Origin of the sequence: Bradyrhizobium genosp. SA-4 str. CB756 (assembly GCF_000473125.1) — a bacterium.
Lineage (GTDB): Bacteria > Pseudomonadota > Alphaproteobacteria > Rhizobiales > Xanthobacteraceae > Bradyrhizobium > Bradyrhizobium arachidis.
Map to the genome: position 1 here is coordinate 6,759,609 of NZ_KI421499.1, position 17,273 is coordinate 6,776,881.

At 64.6% G+C, this 17,273-nt stretch carries 15 protein-coding genes; 6 read left to right on the forward strand and 9 right to left on the reverse strand.

From position 1 onward, the window contains the following. Positions 1-134 precede the first annotated feature (134 nt). Positions 135-1,778, forward strand: coding sequence for a DUF882 domain-containing protein (locus tag BRAGE_RS0132425; RefSeq protein ID WP_027561041.1), 1,644 nt, complete (start codon positions 135-137; stop codon positions 1,776-1,778). Between the two features lie 50 nt (positions 1,779-1,828). On the opposite strand, the gene BRAGE_RS0132430 is transcribed toward BRAGE_RS0132425, so the two are convergent. From BRAGE_RS0132430 to BRAGE_RS0132440, 3 genes are all read right to left on the reverse strand, one after another. After that, positions 1,829-2,254: a DUF1801 domain-containing protein gene (locus BRAGE_RS0132430; RefSeq protein WP_027561042.1), complete on the reverse strand. Its 426-nt coding sequence runs from the start codon at positions 2,252-2,254 to the stop codon at positions 1,829-1,831. A 103-nt stretch (positions 2,255-2,357) separates the two neighbouring features. Further along, complete coding sequence (locus BRAGE_RS0132435; protein WP_018641571.1) at positions 2,358-2,630, reverse strand: DUF2312 domain-containing protein; 273 nt, start codon at positions 2,628-2,630, stop codon at positions 2,358-2,360. A gap of 231 nt (positions 2,631-2,861) precedes the next feature. Further along, positions 2,862-3,167: a DUF1244 domain-containing protein gene (locus BRAGE_RS0132440; protein WP_027561043.1), complete on the reverse strand. Its 306-nt coding sequence runs from the start codon at positions 3,165-3,167 to the stop codon at positions 2,862-2,864. Positions 3,168-3,343: 176 nt separating this feature from the next. On the opposite strand from BRAGE_RS0132440, the gene BRAGE_RS0132445 reads away from it, so the two are divergent. Both BRAGE_RS0132445 and pyk read left to right on the forward strand, forming a co-directional pair. Beyond that, complete coding sequence (locus tag BRAGE_RS0132445) at positions 3,344-3,937, forward strand: DUF1036 domain-containing protein (RefSeq protein WP_027561044.1); 594 nt, start codon at positions 3,344-3,346, stop codon at positions 3,935-3,937. After that, positions 3,934-5,370 (forward strand): pyruvate kinase, encoded by a 1,437-nt coding sequence (gene pyk, locus BRAGE_RS0132450; RefSeq protein WP_027561045.1) that lies wholly within the window; start codon positions 3,934-3,936, stop codon positions 5,368-5,370. The genes BRAGE_RS0132445 and pyk overlap by 4 nt, the downstream gene beginning before the upstream one ends. A gap of 152 nt (positions 5,371-5,522) precedes the next feature. Here pyk and BRAGE_RS0132455 read toward each other — a convergent pair whose 3' ends face one another. After that, complete coding sequence (locus tag BRAGE_RS0132455) at positions 5,523-6,203, reverse strand: TetR/AcrR family transcriptional regulator (protein ID WP_027561046.1); 681 nt, start codon at positions 6,201-6,203, stop codon at positions 5,523-5,525. A 303-nt stretch (positions 6,204-6,506) separates the two neighbouring features. On the opposite strand from BRAGE_RS0132455, the gene BRAGE_RS0132460 reads away from it, so the two are divergent. Beyond that, the gene (locus BRAGE_RS0132460) at positions 6,507-7,991 is read left to right on the forward strand and encodes a hypothetical protein (RefSeq protein ID WP_035730329.1); all 1,485 of its coding nucleotides are present in this window, start codon (positions 6,507-6,509) and stop codon (positions 7,989-7,991) included. Positions 7,992-8,256: 265 nt separating this feature from the next. Here the strand turns inward: BRAGE_RS0132460 and BRAGE_RS0132465 are convergent, their stop codons facing one another. After that, positions 8,257-8,421, reverse strand: coding sequence for a Flp family type IVb pilin (locus tag BRAGE_RS0132465; RefSeq protein WP_027561048.1), 165 nt, complete (start codon positions 8,419-8,421; stop codon positions 8,257-8,259). A 292-nt stretch (positions 8,422-8,713) separates the two neighbouring features. Between BRAGE_RS0132465 and BRAGE_RS0132470 the strand changes: the two genes are divergently transcribed. Continuing rightward, positions 8,714-10,204: a hypothetical protein gene (locus BRAGE_RS0132470; protein WP_027561049.1), complete on the forward strand. Its 1,491-nt coding sequence runs from the start codon at positions 8,714-8,716 to the stop codon at positions 10,202-10,204. 180 nt (positions 10,205-10,384) lie between these two features. Here the strand turns inward: BRAGE_RS0132470 and BRAGE_RS0132475 are convergent, their stop codons facing one another. The 3 genes from BRAGE_RS0132475 to BRAGE_RS0132485 all read right to left on the reverse strand — a co-directional run bounded on the left by BRAGE_RS0132475 (position 10,385) and on the right by BRAGE_RS0132485 (position 13,563). Further along, positions 10,385-11,551, reverse strand: a complete 1,167-nt coding sequence (locus tag BRAGE_RS0132475; RefSeq protein WP_159073939.1) for an AI-2E family transporter — start codon at positions 11,549-11,551, stop codon at positions 10,385-10,387. A 303-nt stretch (positions 11,552-11,854) separates the two neighbouring features. Next, positions 11,855-12,172, reverse strand: coding sequence for a BA14K family protein (locus tag BRAGE_RS0132480; RefSeq protein WP_027561051.1), 318 nt, complete (start codon positions 12,170-12,172; stop codon positions 11,855-11,857). 185 nt (positions 12,173-12,357) lie between these two features. Further along, positions 12,358-13,563, reverse strand: coding sequence for an ABC transporter substrate-binding protein (locus BRAGE_RS0132485; RefSeq protein ID WP_027561052.1), 1,206 nt, complete (start codon positions 13,561-13,563; stop codon positions 12,358-12,360). A 252-nt stretch (positions 13,564-13,815) separates the two neighbouring features. Between BRAGE_RS0132485 and BRAGE_RS0132490 the strand changes: the two genes are divergently transcribed. Beyond that, on the forward strand, positions 13,816-14,673 hold the full coding sequence (locus BRAGE_RS0132490; RefSeq protein WP_084334533.1) for an alpha/beta fold hydrolase: 858 nt from the start codon (positions 13,816-13,818) through the stop codon (positions 14,671-14,673). A 392-nt stretch (positions 14,674-15,065) separates the two neighbouring features. Here BRAGE_RS0132490 and ftsH read toward each other — a convergent pair whose 3' ends face one another. After that, entirely contained in the window at positions 15,066-16,988 is a 1,923-nt protein-coding gene (gene ftsH, locus BRAGE_RS0132495) for an ATP-dependent zinc metalloprotease FtsH (protein ID WP_027561054.1), read from the reverse strand. Positions 16,989-17,273 lie beyond the last annotated feature (285 nt).

Genomic DNA, 17,273 nt, shown 5'->3' on the forward strand with positions numbered 1-17,273 from the left:
GTTTGTATTCTGACTTGGTTTGGGGGCGGGAAGGTCAACGTCGAATTAACCTTCTCGCTTTAAGAAAGCGTTCATCCTCTTTCGCGCGCTAACGGGGTTGGCGGGAGAGTCCATTTTGAACGCTCGTCGACTGGGTGGGCTCATACGTGCTGACTGGTCTCGCACGCCAATTCGTTGTGCTGTCGTTATCCCATGCGGGAGTGAAGGCCGGATCACGGATCGGCCTCGCTGCCGTGCTGCTGCTTGCCGCCGCAGGCTCGGTCCATAACGCCACCGCGCTGAACGAGACCAAGACGCTCTCGTTCCACCACACCCATTCCGGCGAAGACCTCACCGTCACCTTCAAGCGCGACGGCCGCTATGACGAAGCGGCGCTGAAGACGCTCAACCATTTCCTGCGCGACTGGCGCACCCAGGACGAGACGGTCATGGACCGTCACCTCTTCGACATCCTCTGGGAAGTCTATCGCGACGTCGACGGCAAGCAGCCGATCCAGATCATTTCCTCCTACCGCTCCCCCGCCACCAACGCCATGCTCCGCCGCCGCTCCTCCGGCGTGGCGCGCTTCAGCCAGCACATGCTGGGGCATGCGATGGACTTCTACATCCCCGGCGTGCCGCTGGAGCAGATCCGCTTCGCCGGCCTGCGGCTGCAGCGCGGCGGCGTCGGCTTCTATCCGACCTCCGGCTCGCCTTTCGTGCATCTGGACACCGGCAGCATCCGGCACTGGCCGCGCATGACGCATGACCAGCTCGCCCGCGTCTTCCCCGACGGAAAGACGGTGCATCTGCCGACCGACGGCGTGCCGCTGAAGGGCTATGAGTTCGCCAAGGCCGAGATCGAGCGCCGCGGCAGCGGCGATGATTCCGGCGGCAAGCCGAACTTCTTTGCCGCCCTGTTCAAGAGCAAATCGGCGCCTGCCGCCACGAGCAGCGACGAGGACGACGAGGGTGCACCCGCCCCGGCCGCCAAGCCCGTGGGGCCGACCGTGGTCGCCGCCGCAGCCAAGCCTTCTGACGCAAAGCCCGCCGATCCGGTGCCGACGCCGCGCGCCAAGCCGCAGGTCGCAGCCGCCCTGCAGCTCGCTTCGGCCGATGCGCAGCTGGTTGCGCCGCCCAAGCCGAAGCCCGCGCCGGTGGCTGAGAAGCCCGCGGCCGGCAAATCTGCCGACGCCAAGCCCGAGACCCCGGCCGATATCATCAATGCCCGCGGCTTCTGGGATGACGTCCCGGCTGCGCCGCAGCAGGCGACGCCGGCGCAAGTCGCGGCGCTGAAGGCCCGCCAGGCGCTCGCGGCCGCGACCGAGCCGCAGGCAACCGCGAGCGTCTCCAACGCAACGCTTCAGGCCCTGGCCTACGCGCCGGCGGCCTCCCCGGTCGACCGCTCCAACGTCGTTGCCGCCTCGGCGCCGGTCCCGCGCTCCACCCGTCCCGTCTCGCGCAACGCCGCGCCCGCCACCGAGATCAACAGCGTGGTCGGCAAGAGCATCGATGGCCTGGTCGCCACCGCGACCCGGCTCTCCGCGGCCAAGGGCGAGAGCATCTGGCTCAAGATCGTGATGCTGTCGCCGAGCGCCAGCCGCGCGATGTCGGTGACGCTGATGGGCGAGCTCGATATGGCCGCGATGCGCAGCTATTTCGTCAAGCCGCAGACCGTGATCGCGATGGGCTTTGTCGACGATCCGATGCAGGGCCTGTCCTGCGACAGCTTTACGGGCAGCGCCACGGCGAAGCTCGAGACGACGTCGTTCGTCGTGCGCACGGCTGCGCTGCGCTGAGGCGCGACTATTTCCAAGAGCTCTGTTTCGTAGCCCGGATGGAGCGACTTCTATCGCGCCTTCTTCCGCCGCCGATCCAGATGATAGGTCAGCGCCAGCGACAGGCAGACCGATAGCTCCCGCTTCGGCAGTTTGCCCGCGACCGGCAACAGCAGCGCCCGGCTCTGCCGATATTCGAACTGATCCGGAAAGCGCTCGCGGAACGTGTCGACCAGCGTCGTCTTGCAGTTGAACAGGACGGCCGCGTGCTCGGAATCCTTGAGGCGGCCGAGCCGGATCGTCGAGCCGCTGCCGCTCTCATCGGTCAGGTAAGCGGGCTCGCCCCACTTCAGCGTTTCGGTGAGGCGGCCGACGTCGTCATGCGCTGCGGCCGTCGCGAAGATCAGTTCGCGCACTTGCAGCAGCCGCTTGCCGATCGGCGGCGGAAGGGCGCCGAGGGCACGGTTCACCTCGCGCGGCAGCGGCGGCGCAGGCACGGCGGTCTCCGTTCACAGACGAAGTGCAACACGCGCAATTTGTAGCCCGGAGGGAGCCGATCGCAATCCCGGCTCCCGGCAGGGTGCTCGAGGCGCTAACGCCTCAGAGCATGCCCAGCGCCTGCATGTAGGTCTCGAGAATCGTCTCGGCCTCAGCGCGCTCGTTCGGGTCCTGCTTGCGCAGGCGCACGATGGTGCGCAGCGCCTTGACGTCGTAGCCGTTGCCCTTGCTCTCGGCATAGACGTCGCGGATGTCGTCGGAGATCGCCTTCTTCTCTTCCTCCAGCCGCTCGATGCGCTCGATGATGGATTTGAGCTGGTCCTTGGCAAATTTCGTCGCGGGCTCGTCGTCGCGAACGGCGGCGGAGGTGGCCATCTTGGTACTCCCAATGGAACTGGCAAAACGAGGTGACGCCGGCATCCACCGCGCGTGCTGGCAAAACCCTTAGGGTTCGTACCCCCTGCGTTCAAGCAAGCATCGCGCTCGTCCACAGCGCGCCCACAGGAGATGACGTCGTCATTCCGAGGCACCCGAAGGGCGAACCCGGAATCTCGAGATTCCGGGTTCGATGCTTTGCATCGCCCCGGAATGACGGAACGAAATTACTCAGTGCCCGTGCGGATGGACCTTCTTCATCGCCTCGATCTGCTCGGGCGTGGCCGTGCCCTGGTACTTCGACTTCCAGGTCTCGTAGGGCATGCCGTAGACGGCCTCTCGGCTCTCGTCCTTGCTTAAGCTCACGCCTTGGGCGTCGGCGGCGTCCTTGAGCCAGTTGGACAGGCAGTTGCGGCAGAAGCCGGCCAAATTCATCAGGTCGATGTTCTGGACGTCGGTCCGCTCACGCAGATGATCGACCAAGCGGCGGAAAGCGGCCGCCTCGAGCTCCGTTCTGGTTTTGTCGTCGATTGCCATGGCTGGATCCCTGAATTGGCTCTGACCCCTGATCGGGTCACCCTTACGGGATCAGTTGGGTCCTGTCACAGATTTTGCCATATCGCGGCTCACACGAGCCCCGCGGCCTGACGGGCGGTTCCCCCTCCCCCGGCCCTACGCCAAATCGTCAATCATCTGGTATACGTTCCGCGACAATGATCGCCGAATCTTCCCGCTCCCCCCTTCGCCTGCTCGCCCGGTTGGTCCCGGTGCTGGCGGTTGCGCTGCTGTGTCTTTCGGCGAGCCCGGCCGCCGCCGATTTCCGCCTCTGCAACAACACCTCGAGCCGGGTCGGCATTGCGCTCGGCTACAAGGACGCCGAGGGCTGGACCACCGAGGGCTGGTGGAACATCTCCTCCCGCTCCTGCGAGACCCTGCTGCGGGGCACGCTGGTCGCCCGCTACTATTACATCTACGCCATCGACTATGACCGCGGCGGCGAATGGTCGGGCCAGGCCTTCATGTGCTCGCGGGACAAGGAATTCACCATCCGCGGCACCGAGGATTGCCTCGCGCGCGGCTATGACCGGACCGGCTATTTCGAGGTCGATACCGGCGAGCAGCGGGCCTGGACCGTGCAGCTCACCGACGCCAACGAGCAGCCGTCACAGCAGCGCGTGCCCGGCCTGCCGGGCCCGGTCGGCCCGGGCGGGGTGCCGGGTTTGCCCAATAGTCCGCCCGGTGGTACGCCCCCCGCCGCGCCTGGCCTCCCGCCAGCTCCCTCGCCCCCATCTGGAAATAAGCCATGAGGCGTCTTCGCCGTATCAAGATTCTCGCGACCCTCGGACCTGCCTCGTCGGACCTCGCGATGATCCGCCGCCTGTTCGAGGCCGGCGCCGACATCTTCCGCATCAACATGAGCCACACCCCGCATGACAAGATGCGCGAGCTGGTGGCGACGATCCGCAACGTCGAGAGCAGCTACGGCCGGCCGATCGGCATCCTGGTCGACCTTCAGGGCCCCAAGCTCCGGCTCGGCGCGTTCGCCGAAGGCGCGGTGCAGCTCCAGAACGGCCAGACCTTCACGCTCGATTCCGACAAGACGCCGGGCGACGCAACGCGCGTCAACCTCCCCCACCCCGAGATCCTGGCGGCACTGCGGCCCGGCCATGCGCTGCTGCTCGACGACGGCAAGGTGCGGCTGATCGCGGAGGAGACCTCGAAGGAGCACGCGGTGACGCGCGTCGTGGTCGGCGGCAAGATGTCCGACCGCAAGGGCGTCAGCCTACCCGACACCGACCTGCCGGTCTCGGCGATGACGTCGAAGGACAAGGCCGACCTCGAAGCCGCTTTGGTCACCGGCGTCGACTGGATCGCGCTGTCCTTCGTGCAGCGCGCCGACGACGTGATCGAGGCCAAGAAGATGATCCGCGGCCGTGCCGCGGTCATGGCCAAGATCGAGAAGCCGCAGGCGATCGACCGCCTCGCCGACATCATCGAGGCCTCCGACGCTCTGATGGTGGCGCGCGGTGACCTCGGCGTCGAATTGCCGCTGGAGCGCGTGCCGAGCCTGCAGAAGCAGATGACACGGATGGCGCGCCGCGCCGGCAAGCCGGTGGTGATCGCGACCCAGATGCTGGAATCGATGATCCAGTCGCCGGTGCCGACCCGTGCCGAAGTCTCCGACGTCGCCACCGCGGTCTATGAAGGCGCCGACGCCATCATGCTGTCGGCGGAATCGGCCGCCGGCAAATTCCCGGTCGAGGCGGTCTCGACCATGAACCGCATCGGCGAGGAGGTCGAGCGCGACCCGACCTATCGCTCCGTGGTCGCCGCCCAGCGCCCCTCCCCCGAATCCACCGCCGGCGATGCCATTGCCGATGCCGCGCGGCAGATCGCCGAGACGCTCGACCTGCCCGCCCTGATCTGCTGGACCAGCTCAGGGTCGACCGCGGTGCGCGTGGCGCGCGAGCGGCCGAAGCCGCCGATCGTGGCGATCACGCCCAACATCACCGCCGGCCGTCGGCTCGCCGTGGTCTGGGGCGTGCATTGCGTGGTGGCGGAGGACGCGCGCGACCAGGACGACATGGTCAGCCGTGCCGGCCAGATCGCATTCCGCGACGGCTTCGTCCGCGCCGGCCAGCGCGTCATCATCGTTGCCGGCGTGCCGCTCGGCATCCCCGGCACCACCAACATGGTGCGCATCGCCTCTGTCGGCCCCGAGGGCGACGCGAATATCTAGCTCCGCAAAGGCGACCAAAACAAAAACGTCGAAAACAACCCCATGCACAGTAGCCGGCTTTGGTCGGCTATTTTGCTGCGGTTTTGCGAAAAGCCGCACGCAGGCAATAACCTGAGCACGATCAGGTCCGAGCCCCGATCGCATGAGGGTATTTAGGCCCCGACCAGCGCCTTGGTCGTCGGCAGCAGCGTCTGCTGCACCACCAGACCCCGGGCGCGGGCGTCCATGACGCCGACCGCGCGCAGCGCCAATAGCGTCACGGTCTGCACCGCATCGCGCATCTTCGCGGGATCTTCGAGATTGTCGGGCGCGAGCGGCCCCACCAGGGCCTCATGCAGCGCGCCGAGCAGGGCGGTTGCGGCGAGCGCGGTATCCTGCGCCGGCAGATGGCCTGCGCGCACTGCGGCATCGATCCTGGCGGCAATCTCGCCCGCGATCTCGCGCCGGCTGGCCAGACGTGAGGCGCTGACATCGACATCGACCGGCTCGGCCAGGATGCCCCAGGCCAGGCGGCGCTGCGACAGGGTGTGGACCGCCACGGTGGTGACGGCGGCAGCGAGCGCCGAGGACGGACCTGGCGCCGCGTCGGCGGCCCGGCGAATCGCCGCGAGCTCGTCCCGCGATACCTCGCCGATCAGTTCGGAGATCAGCTCGGCCTTGGAGGGGAAGTAGCGGTAGACCGTCCCGGCCGCGACATTGGCCCGGACCGCGACCGGCGCGATCTGCACCGCCGCCATGCCGCCTTCCGCCGCCGCCTCGCGCGCCGCGGCCAGTATCGCACTGCGCCGGGCCGCCAGGCGCTTAACCACTTGATGCGTCCGCCGATAAACCATGGCGCGCTTCCTGTCCCACACGCCGGCCGCACGCCCTGCGACCGAACGCTTCGTCACTGCAAAGATGCAAATCGCCCCGCAAGGACTGAACAACTATTCAGAGTGGATGACAAGATGCAAATGCGTGGAGCGTCACGCGGGACGGACGGAGGCGCCATGCAGCTCCGCACTGCACACCAGCAAGTCGTAAACGCATCCTTGCATCGCGCCGACGCGGCTAACCAATCCAGTTTACCGCAACTTAAAAGCGACCGTGCTGAAATGCCGACGCGTCCGTGAGTGGCCGTTCAGCCCGAGAGTCAAATGTCGATTTCGATGACAAGCAGCGTTCCCGCCCGCGGCGTTGCGCGATGGCTCATGCCGCTCTGCATCGGCACCATTGTCTACGTGTTCTTTCTGGGCATGGGCGACATCATGCTGCGCGACCCCGATACGCCGTGGCAGATCGCGGTCGGGCAGTGGATCCTCGAACACCGCGCGCTGCCCTACAATGACATTTATTCGTTCACCCGGGCCGGCGAAGCCTGGATCTCGAGTTCCTGGCTGTCGCAAATCCTGTTCGCGCTTGCTTACGAGCCCTCGAACTGGTCGGGCGCAGTTATCCTGACCTCGCTTGCGATCGGTGCGACTGCGGCGATTTTCGTCTACCTGCTCGAGCCCAATCTGGCACCCGCGCGCGCCTTTCTGCTCCTCATCCCGCTCCTCGCGATGGCACTAGGCCACTTTCTTGCGCGGCCACACATGCTGGCCTTGCCTGTCATGCTGGCCTTTGTCGGCGGGCTGCTGGCAGCCGCCGATCGGCGTGCCGCACCCGCCTGGCTGTTGCTGCCTTTGATGGCATTGTGGGCCAATCTTCACGGCGGCTTCGTCATGGGACTGGTGCTGATCGGCCCCATTGGCCTCGATGCGATCGCAGCCGCCGATCGCAAGGACCGATTTGCACTGGCAGCGCGCTGGGCCTTGTTCGGACTGGCCGCGCTTGCCGCGAGTTGCTGCACACCGTATGGCTGGGAGACGCTGCTCGGAGCCACGAAGATCCTCAGCCTTGGCAAGCTGCTCACGGTGATCCCGGAGTGGATGCCGGCCGACTTCAGCTCGTTCAATCTGTTTGGAGCCGCCCTGCTCGGTTTGATCGCCCTCGGCTATTGCAGCGGATTGGTGCTGCCGTGGACCCGTATTCTCCTGCTGCTCGGCCTGACCTGGGCCGCACTCTCCCACGTCAGAAACATCGAGGTCTTTGCGCTGTTGACTCCGCTCGTGGTTGCGAAGCCGATCGCCGAACAATTGGGATTGACGAGAGCTGCCGCGCAAGAAGCGCGGTACTCCCTCGCAATGACGGCAATGGCGGCGCTCGCGATCGTCGCCGCCGGCTGGAGCATCACACGCTCCTACGCCACACCCGACCGGTATGCCTTTCTCCGCAATCTGACTCCGGCGGCTGCAGTCGACCTGCTTGAACAGCGGCACGCGCGACGGATCTTCAGCACCGCTCCGATCGGCGGCTATCTGATCACCCGCAACATCAAGACCTTCATTGATGGCCGCGCCGAGCTGTATGGAGAGCAGTTTGTGCTCGATTACTACGATGCCATCGAAGGCAAGAACGTCGAGACCCTGGTGCGTCTGCTCGAGACCTACCGGATTGACGCGACGCTGCTGAACACCACCACTCCCGCCGCGCAAATCATGGACCATTTGTCGGGCTGGAAGCGGATCTATACAGATGATGTCGCCGTGGTTCACGTCCGCGACGATGTAGCGGCGCAGCTTCCTTCCGGGGCGCGGTGAATCGAGACATCGCCGCGAGCTCTCGCGTCCCCTTGGACATGCCTACCAAGGAAAGCTTGCCTGCCGCCATCCTTCGAGACGCCGCCTGCGGCGAGCCCCCAGGATGAGGTCACGTTGTGCAAAGATATCAGGGCCTCGTGAGCAACCCGCGAAGGCGGGCATCGCCGGGCGAACCATGCAGGCCGACTGCCTCGGCTGACTCTGCCGCACAAAAGGAAAGAGCCCCGTCGGCGACGGGGCTCTCAAATTCTCAAATCGACCAAACTTACTTCAGGCTGGACGAGATCGAGCCGAACTTGGTGTTCAGCGTGCTGCCGAGATTGTTGATGACGGTGATGATCGCCAGCGCGATGCCAGCGGCGATCAGGCCGTATTCAATCGCGGTGGCGCCGGATTCGTCCTTCACGAAACGCGAAACGAGGTTCTTCATAGACTGCTCCAAAGAGTACACGAGGCTACAACTGATCTGGTCTTCCCGGCTTCCCAGCGCCGCCCGACCATGGAACCAAACGTAGAGGCAAAGACTTGCGTCGCAGTTAACTTGGCTGCGTAAACACGGAGCGGTTTGCGCGTATTGGCCGATGGTAAAGGGGAATTGAAAACAATCGGTTAAATTGCCGGCATTTGCGGCGAAGGCCGCCTCACGGATTTACCCCAAGTTATGACCGGCCATGGTCCAATGCCGCCCGCTCCAACAAGAACAAGCAGGACGACGAGGCGGCATGTCCCTTTCCTTCGCCAACAGCATCGCGGTGCAGAGCCGCGCGCGCGCCCTGGTGCCGCTGTGCGCCGGTGCCGGCGCCTATCTGTTCTTCCTCTATGTTGGCGACACGCTGCTTCAGGACTCCGACTCGTTCTGGCAGATCAAGATCGGGCAATGGATCCTCGATCACGGCGCGGTGCCGTACACCGATCTCTATTCCTTCACGCGGACCGGTGCGCCGTGGATCTCGACGTCGTGGCTGTCGCAGGTCCTGTTCGCCTTCTCCTATGCGCAATGGAACTGGGCCGGACCGGTGATGCTGACCGCGATCGGGATGGCGCTCACGGTCGCCGTGTTCGTCTACCTGCTCGATGCGCAGATCGAGGCGCCGCGCGCGGTGCTGTTCGCGATGCTGGCGCTGATGCTGTCGATCCATCACGTGCTGGCGCGGCCGCATATCCTGGCGCTGCCGGTCATGGTGGCCTGGGTCGGCCTGTTGATGTCGGCGGCCGACCGCAGGAGCGCACCATCCTGGACCTGGCTGCCGCTGATGGCGCTGTGGGCCAATCTGCATGGCGGCTTCGTGCTGGGCCTCGCGCTGATCGGCCCGATCTCGCTCGAAGCGGTCGAGCATGCCGAGAAAGGACAGCGGCTTTCGCTGTTCGTGCGCTGGGTGCTGTTCGGCATCGCCGCGCTGATCGCGAGCTGCTGCACGCCCTATGGCTGGCGCACGCTGATGGGCGCGACCAACATCCTCAGCCTCGGCGAGCTGCTCACGCTGATCTTCGAATGGATGCCGGCGAACTTTGCTACTTTCACCGCGTTCGAGGGCGCCCTGCTCGGCCTGATCGCGCTCGGCTATTACCGCGGCATCGTGCTCTCGGCGCCCCGGATCTTCCTGATCCTGTTCCTGACCTGGAGCGCGCTGACCCATGTCAGGAGCATCGAGGCATTCGCCTTCCTGGTGCCGCTGGTGCTGGCAAAGCCGCTCGGCGAGATGTTCTCGCGCCCGCCCGCCGATGCCGCCGGCGCCGACCGCGGGCCAGCCCGTTATGTCACCGCAGCAGGCGCGCTGATGATCGTGGCCGCGAGCTGGACCACGACCGCGCTCTACATGAGCCACCACCGCTTCACCTTCACGATGACGCAGACGCCGGTCGCGGCGGCCGACCTGCTCGAGAAGCTTGGGGCCAAGCGCGTCTTCAACGCCTATCAGTTCGGCGGCTACCTGATCTCGCGCGACATCCCCGTCTATGTCGACGGGCGCGCCGAGCTCTATGGCGAGAAATTCGTCATGGACTTCTTCAAGGCAACCGAAGGCAAGAAGCCCGCGCTGCTGCCGCGCCTGCTCGACGAGGCCAAGATCGACGCGACGATCCTGGTCGCCGATGCGCCGGGCCCGGAGATCCTCGACCAGCTCAAGGGCTGGAAGCGGGTCTATCACGACGACATCGCTGTGGTCCATGTGCGGGAGAAGGCAGACGGGGCTGCGGCGGAGCTGCCGAAATGAAGACGGGGCTTTAGGACGCGGACGCGCAAAAGCGTGATGTCAGCTTCCGGGTGAGGTGCAGGCTCGCGCTGGCAAGCCGGCCGTCTCCGTTTGACCCCAACCCGACATTGGCCCCTTCGGCGCAGGAAATGCGTCAGATCGCTAGCAAGATTTGATACGGAGCAGCAACTGCGCGAAGCATCAGATCGCTTGGCCATCCGCAGCAGCCGTGAGTAGGGCGGAGTTCTCGCTGCCTGTCGATGACAGCCGACGCAACGCCACCATCGCGCACAAGAGAATGGGCACGCCCAGGAACGCGCCAACCGGTCCCCACATCCAGGTCCAGCAAGCGATGGAGAGGAAAACGAGGAATGGATTGATCGTGAGCCGATGACCGATGAGGGTCGGCGTGATGACTTGCCCCTCCAGTACTGTGATGCCGAGATAGGCGATCGGCGCGATGACTGCATGACTGAGCGCGGAAAACGCAATGAGACCGACAACGAACAGCGTCGCGATGATGGTCGCGGGACCCAGATAGGGTATGAAGTTCAGTACCGCCGCAAGCATGCCCCACAGGAACGGATGTGGCAGCCCCACAAGCCAGGTCAGCACCGTGGCGGCAATCCCGAGACAGATGTTCACGACGGTCAACGTGCCGAAATAGATCGACGTGTTGACCTGAATATCCTTGAGAATGTCCGTTGCTGTTTGGCGCGCACTGTGATTCTGGAACAGCAGTAGCATCCCACTCTGAATATCGCGCTGGTAAATCAGGTGGAAGACCAGCGCGACGACAAAGATCAGGGCTTGACTGACCAGAGGCGTCAGGACGGAGAGGATGGCAGTTACAATATTGGGAGAGGACAGGTTGACGGCGCTCGCGCTCTGGTCCTCGCCGGTCACTTGCGAGAGCGCGTTGCCGATCTCCTCGAAGAACGCGAGCGGATTTCCCAAGGTCTGCAGGCGTTCCTTGAGGAGCACACCAAGTTCACTCGTCCGCCCGACCCAGTAGGTCAGCGGAACGGTCAGGACCCCGACTATCACCACCATGCTCGCGATCAGGAGGAAGACCAGGACAGTCGATGTGAGCGGACGCGACAAACCTCGTCGCTCGAGGCCGTCGACCACAGGCAGCAGCACCATGGCAATCACCCACGCCAACAGCACCGGCACAACTACGCTCGCCATGCTGTAGGCGATGCCGGCCAGAGCGAGGACGAACAGCCCGACGACCGAAATCCGTACCGCCCAGTTCCAGCTCTCCACCGAATCGAGCATCGGCGTCCGTGGCTCCGGGCCTCCCACGCGAAGAACGTAGTGCAGGTGGCGTGCGGTTTCGACAGTTCTACCGGGCTGCATGCTCATGCTCTCTCCCCGGATTCTGGCGCATCGCGGTGTGTCGTCGGTGATTGCCGCACGACCCATCCAGCAGCGGGTACCAAGCAGAAAGTCTCGCGATTCCGCTTCTCCATTGATCTAGATCAAGCGACCAAGAATAGACTTTGATGCCCCTACCAAAACCGGAGCTGCGGCTACTCCCGGCACATCGCCGTGGCCGGGACAAGCCCGGCCATGACGCTGTGGAAGCTTCAGTGCCCCAAGCTGTTGGGCCATATGCGGTAGCCCTCCCCGCAAGGGGGAGGAAAAGCACCTTCGCCGCGCGTCCTGTTACCTGCAGGGATGGCGGTTGCCGTCGAAACCGAGATAGGTGCCCGTCGCCGGATCGAACGAGCGGAAGCGCGCGGCGCACGAACGCGACATAGCGCCGTCAGCGCGCGCCAGGACGTTGCCCACGCCTGCCGCGCCGTCCGGCAATTCGAGGCCGCGCCGGCCCGCCGGCGTCAGCGTGCCGTTCAGGTTGCGATTGGGGTTCTCCGCTTCGTACGTATCCGGATGACTGCTCGCAAAACCGGATTGCGCATAGGCGGTGGTTGCAGTCAGGGCCGACAGCACAGCCACGGCAGCGAGGATTTTCAGTCCAGTCATCGTCGATCTCCATCATTGACCGGTGCAGCGTGCGGCCGGCGCGATGGGAAGTGGATCGAGATGATGTGTAGGACAAGCTCGCCGGGCTCCAGATTCGCCACCGGGCGTGATCTGACCGTTCAAACACAGAAAGAGTCGTTTGCTTATGCAACGCGGCAAGCTCCGCGTTGCGCGCCAACGCGGAATCAATTCCCCGTCTGCAGTTCGCCAAAACGCTCCCAGCTCTTGCCGTTGAAGCGCATGAACTGCATCTGGTCGACCGGGACGTGATCGATCGGGCTGGTGTTGACCTTGATGCCGGGCAGCAACATCGGCAGTTCGAGATCACGAATCGCATAGGCCTGCTTCAGGATGTTCTCGGTCGAGAGGTCGTCGCCGCAGGCCTTCAGCACCGCCTCCAGCGCCATCGCGCTGTTGTAGGAATTGACGTAGTTGGTGTCGTGCTGATCGGCCTCGGGCACATACTTCGTCATGAACTCGCGCCAGCCCTTGACGCCGGGATCATCCTTCCAGGCGGGATCGTCGGGGTCCTTGACGTAGGCGGTGGAGAGAATGCCGGTGCCGGCCTCCAGCCCTGCGGGCTCCATCACCGTCGAGACCCACACCGCGACGTTGGAGAGGAACGTCATCGGACGCCAGCCGATCTCGAAGGATTTTCTGATGGCTTGCGCGGCGAATTTCGGCGTCGCCGCGATCACGAACACGTCGGCGCCTGAGGCCTTCAGCTTGACGATCTGCGAGTCGATGGTCGGATCCTGGATCTCGTAGGTGGCATTGGTGACGACGGAATCGTATTTCTCGCCGAGCACGTCCTTGAGGCCGGCGAGATAATCGCGGCCGTAATCGTCGTTCTGCGAGATCACGGCGAATTTCGCGTTGGGATTCTTCGCCAGCGCATAGCGGGCATAGAGCCGTGCCTCGTAGCGGAACGGCGCCTGCACGCCCATCGTCGCCTGCGGATATTGTGCGATGTCGGCGAATTTCGAGGCGCCGGAGCCGATGAACAGCTGCGGTACGTTTTTGCTCTGCAGATACTTTGCGATCGCCGTGTTGTGGGCGGTGCCGATCGAGGAGAAGATCAGCGCGACCTCGTCGCTCTCGACCAGCCTGCGGGTCTGCTCGACCGATTTCGGCGGCGCATAGCTGTCGTCGAGCGAGATCAGGTTGACCTTGCGGCCGTTGATGCCGCCCTTCTCGTTCAGCATCTTGAAATAGCCGACCTCGCCCTTGCCGAGCGCGCCGAAGGCCGACACCGGCCCGCTATAGGGCATGGTCTGGCCGATCCTGATTTCGGTTGGCGTGACGCCGCGCATCTCGGCAGCGATGGAAGCGGCAGGCAATGTTACAATTGAAACGGCGCCAAGCACGCCCAATGCCCTCGCAAAGCGCATCGGCTTCCCCTCCCCTTTGTTGGTGCGATTACGCCGCACCTTTATTTGAAGGGAGCATGCCATGACATTGCGGCGAACTCCAATCATTATCAGTGACGGCTATCGTAGGGTGGGCAAAGCGACTTGTCTCGCCGTAGCTCGAAGAGCGAAGGCGGAAGCGTGCCGACCATCGCGCGCACGGCGTAGGAGTGGTGGGCACGGCGCGTGCGCCTTTGCCTACCCTACGACCGATCGCCAACAGGAATACACATCATGCTGCTTCGCAATCTCTTCGCCGCGCTTCTCGTCACGATCTCGCTCGGCGCGGCGCATGCGGCGCCGCGATGGCTGAATCTGCCGCCGACGCCGACCTTGCCGAAGGCGGCGCAGAGCGGCCTCGCGCCCGTCAACGGGGTGAAGATCTGGTACGCCATGTTTGGCCGCGGCGAGCCCGTCGTGCTGCTGCATGGTGGCCTCGCCAACGCGAGTTACTGGGGCCACCAGGTCCGCGCGCTGCAAGGCCGCTATCAGGTCATCGTCATGGACAGCCGCGGGCATGGGCGCAGCAGCCGCAACCAGGAGCCCTACGGCTACGATCTGATGGCCTCGGACGTGGTCGCCCTGCTCGACCACTTGAAGATCAAGAAGGCCGCGATCGTCGGCTGGAGCGACGGCGCCATCATCGGCCTCGACATCGCGATGAAGCACCCGGAGCGGGTGAGCAGGCTGTTCGCCTTCGCCGCGAACTCCGATCCGTCGGGCGTTGCGGACATCGCCTCGAGCGACGTCTTCAACGCCTACATCGCGCGGGCCGGCGAAGAGTACAAGCGCCTCTCGCCGACGCCGACGGACTACAAGAGCTTCGTCGCCGAGATTACGAAAATGTGGGAGAGCCAGCCGAAATGGACGGCCTTGGACCTCGCGGCGATCAAGGTCCCGACCTGGATCGTCGACGGCGACCACGACGAGGCGATCAAGCGCGAGAACACCGAGTTCATGGCGGCGAACATTCCGGGAGCCGGCCTCTTGATCCAGCCGGAGGTCAGCCACTTCTCGTTCCTGCAGGATCCCGAGCAGTTCAGTGATGATGTGTTGCGGTTTCTCGGGCGCCGAGATGCGGCGCCGAAGTGAGATATCGTAGGGTGGGCAAAGCGCAAGCGTGCCCACCACTTCCGTTGTGACTGCGAGAGATCGTGGGCACGGCGCTGCGCGCCTTTGCCCACCCTACAAGGCTGTTGTTGTTGCGAGCACAACTGCATCAATGACGGAGTTCGTGGTGACGGCGCGCGACACTCCAGTGTCCCGGACGCGCTGCAGCGTGCAACAATGCTGCGCAGAGCCGGAACCCAGAAAGCGACACGGCAGGATGCAGAGACATGGGCCCCGGCTCTGCGGAGCGGCACTTCGCGCCGCACCGCGTCCGGGGCACGAGACCTGAGTCTCGGGCGCAACTGCATCAATCTCGGCAACAAAAAAACGCGGCGTTTCCGCCGCGTTTTTCAATTCGATTGACCGCTCCGCTATCAGGCCTGCGGCTGCGGCTCCAGGCCGGGGTCCGGATCGGGGCGCGGGCGCGACTTGCCGGCCGGGGGCACGGCGGAGGCGCGCGGCGTGGTCGGTTCGAGCACGGACTCGCGGTTCGGCTTCTTGCCCTTGAGCAGGTCGACGATCTCGTCGCCGGTCAGCGTCTCGAACTCGAGCAGGCCCTTGGCCAGAGCTTCGAGGTCGGCGTGCTTCTCGGTGAGGATGCGGGTCGCTTCCTTGTAGCCTTCCTCGACCAGGCGCTTGATCTCGGAGTCGATCTTCTGGACCGTGGCTTCAGAAGCGTTCTGCGTCCGCGACACCGACATGCCCAGGAAGACCTCGTCCTGGTTCTCGCCATAGGAGACGGTGCCGAGCTCTTCGGACAGGCCCCAGCGCGTCACCATCATGCGGGCAAGGCGCGTGGCCTGCTCGATGTCGGAGGCGGCACCGGAGGTGACCTTCTCGCGGCCGAAGATCAGCTCTTCGGCGACGCGGCCGCCCATCATGATGGCGAGGCGCGAGGTCATCTGCTCCAGCGACATCGACAGCTTGTCGCGCTCCGGCAGCTGCATGACCATGCCGAGCGCACGGCCGCGCGGGATGATGGTCGCCTTGTGGATCGGATCGGTCGCCGGCACGTTGAGGCCGACGATGGCGTGGCCGCCCTCGTGATAGGCCGTCAGCAGCTTCTCTTCCTCGGTCATGACGAGCGACTTGCGCTCGGCGCCCATCATCACCTTGTCCTTGGCCTCTTCGAACTCGGCCTGCGTCACCATCCGCTTGTTGCGGCGGGCGGCGGTCAAGGCGGCCTCGTTCACGAGGTTCATCAGGTCGGCGCCGGAGAAGCCCGGGGTGCCGCGCGCGATGGTCTTGAGGTTGATATCCGGGGCCAGCGGCACCTTGCGGACGTGAACCTTGAGGATCTGCTCGCGGCCGACGACGTCGGGATTGGGCACCACGACCTGACGGTCGAAGCGGCCCGGACGCAGCAGCGCGGGATCGAGCACGTCGGGGCGGTTGGTCGCGGCGATCAGGATCACGCCCTCGTTCGCCTCGAAGCCGTCCATCTCGACCAGCAGCTGGTTCAGCGTCTGCTCGCGCTCGTCATTGCCGCCGCCGAGACCGGCGCCACGGTGACGACCGACCGCGTCGATTTCGTCGATGAAGATGATGCAGGGCGCGTTCTTCTTGGCCTGCTCGAACATGTCGCGGACGCGGCTGGCGCCGACGCCGACGAACATCTCGACGAAGTCCGAACCCGAAATGGTGAAGAACGGCACGTTGGCTTCGCCCGCGACCGCGCGCGCGATCAGGGTCTTACCGGTGCCGGGAGGGCCGACCAGCAGCACGCCGCGCGGAATGCGGCCGCCGAGGCGCTGGAATTTGCCGGGGTCGCGCAGGAATTCGACGATCTCCTGGAGGTCCTGCTTGGCCTCGTCGACGCCGGCGACGTCCTCGAAGGTGACGCGGCCATGCGCTTCGGTCAGCATCTTGGCGCGCGACTTGCCGAAGCCCATCGCCTTGCCGGCGCCGCCCTGCATCTGCCGCGACAGGAATATCCAGACACCGATCAGAGCGATGAAGGGCAGCCAGGAGACCAGCAGCGAGACGAACCACGGCACGTTGTCGCCGGGCGGCTTCGCGGTGATCTGGACCTTGCTGTCATAGAGGCGCTTCACCAGCGTCGGGTCGCTCGGCGCATAGGTCTGGAAGCTTGAGCCATTGGTGAAGGTGCCGTGAATCTCCGGCCCCTGGATCACGACGTCGCGCACATTGCCGCGGTCAACTTCGCTCAAGAGCTGGGAGAAGGCGATATCCTGCGAGGAGGCGCGCTGACCCGGATTCTGGAAGAGCGTGAACAACGCCAATAGCAGCAAGACAATGATGACCCAGAGGGCGAAATTGCGCAGATTGGCGTTCATCGATCTTCCTTCGTGGTCGCGCGGATCGCGGCCCTGATCCTTCGGGAGCTATTTGCCCATTTATCTGGCCCAGTTACCGTGGGCAATGCGAGGAAATCCCCAAGGAATCCCCATCGTTAGACGTATACAATCTAGGTGCCGCCCCCGTCGCTGCCAAGGGAACGAGATGGGACTATTTATCCCATCTTAGAGCGATTCCCGCTGAAATAATGGCGAGCTGGCCGGGGTTTTTCCTGCCTGGTTAAGGTGTCCTGACGCGGTACGGCGGGAAACGGCCGGTGTCAT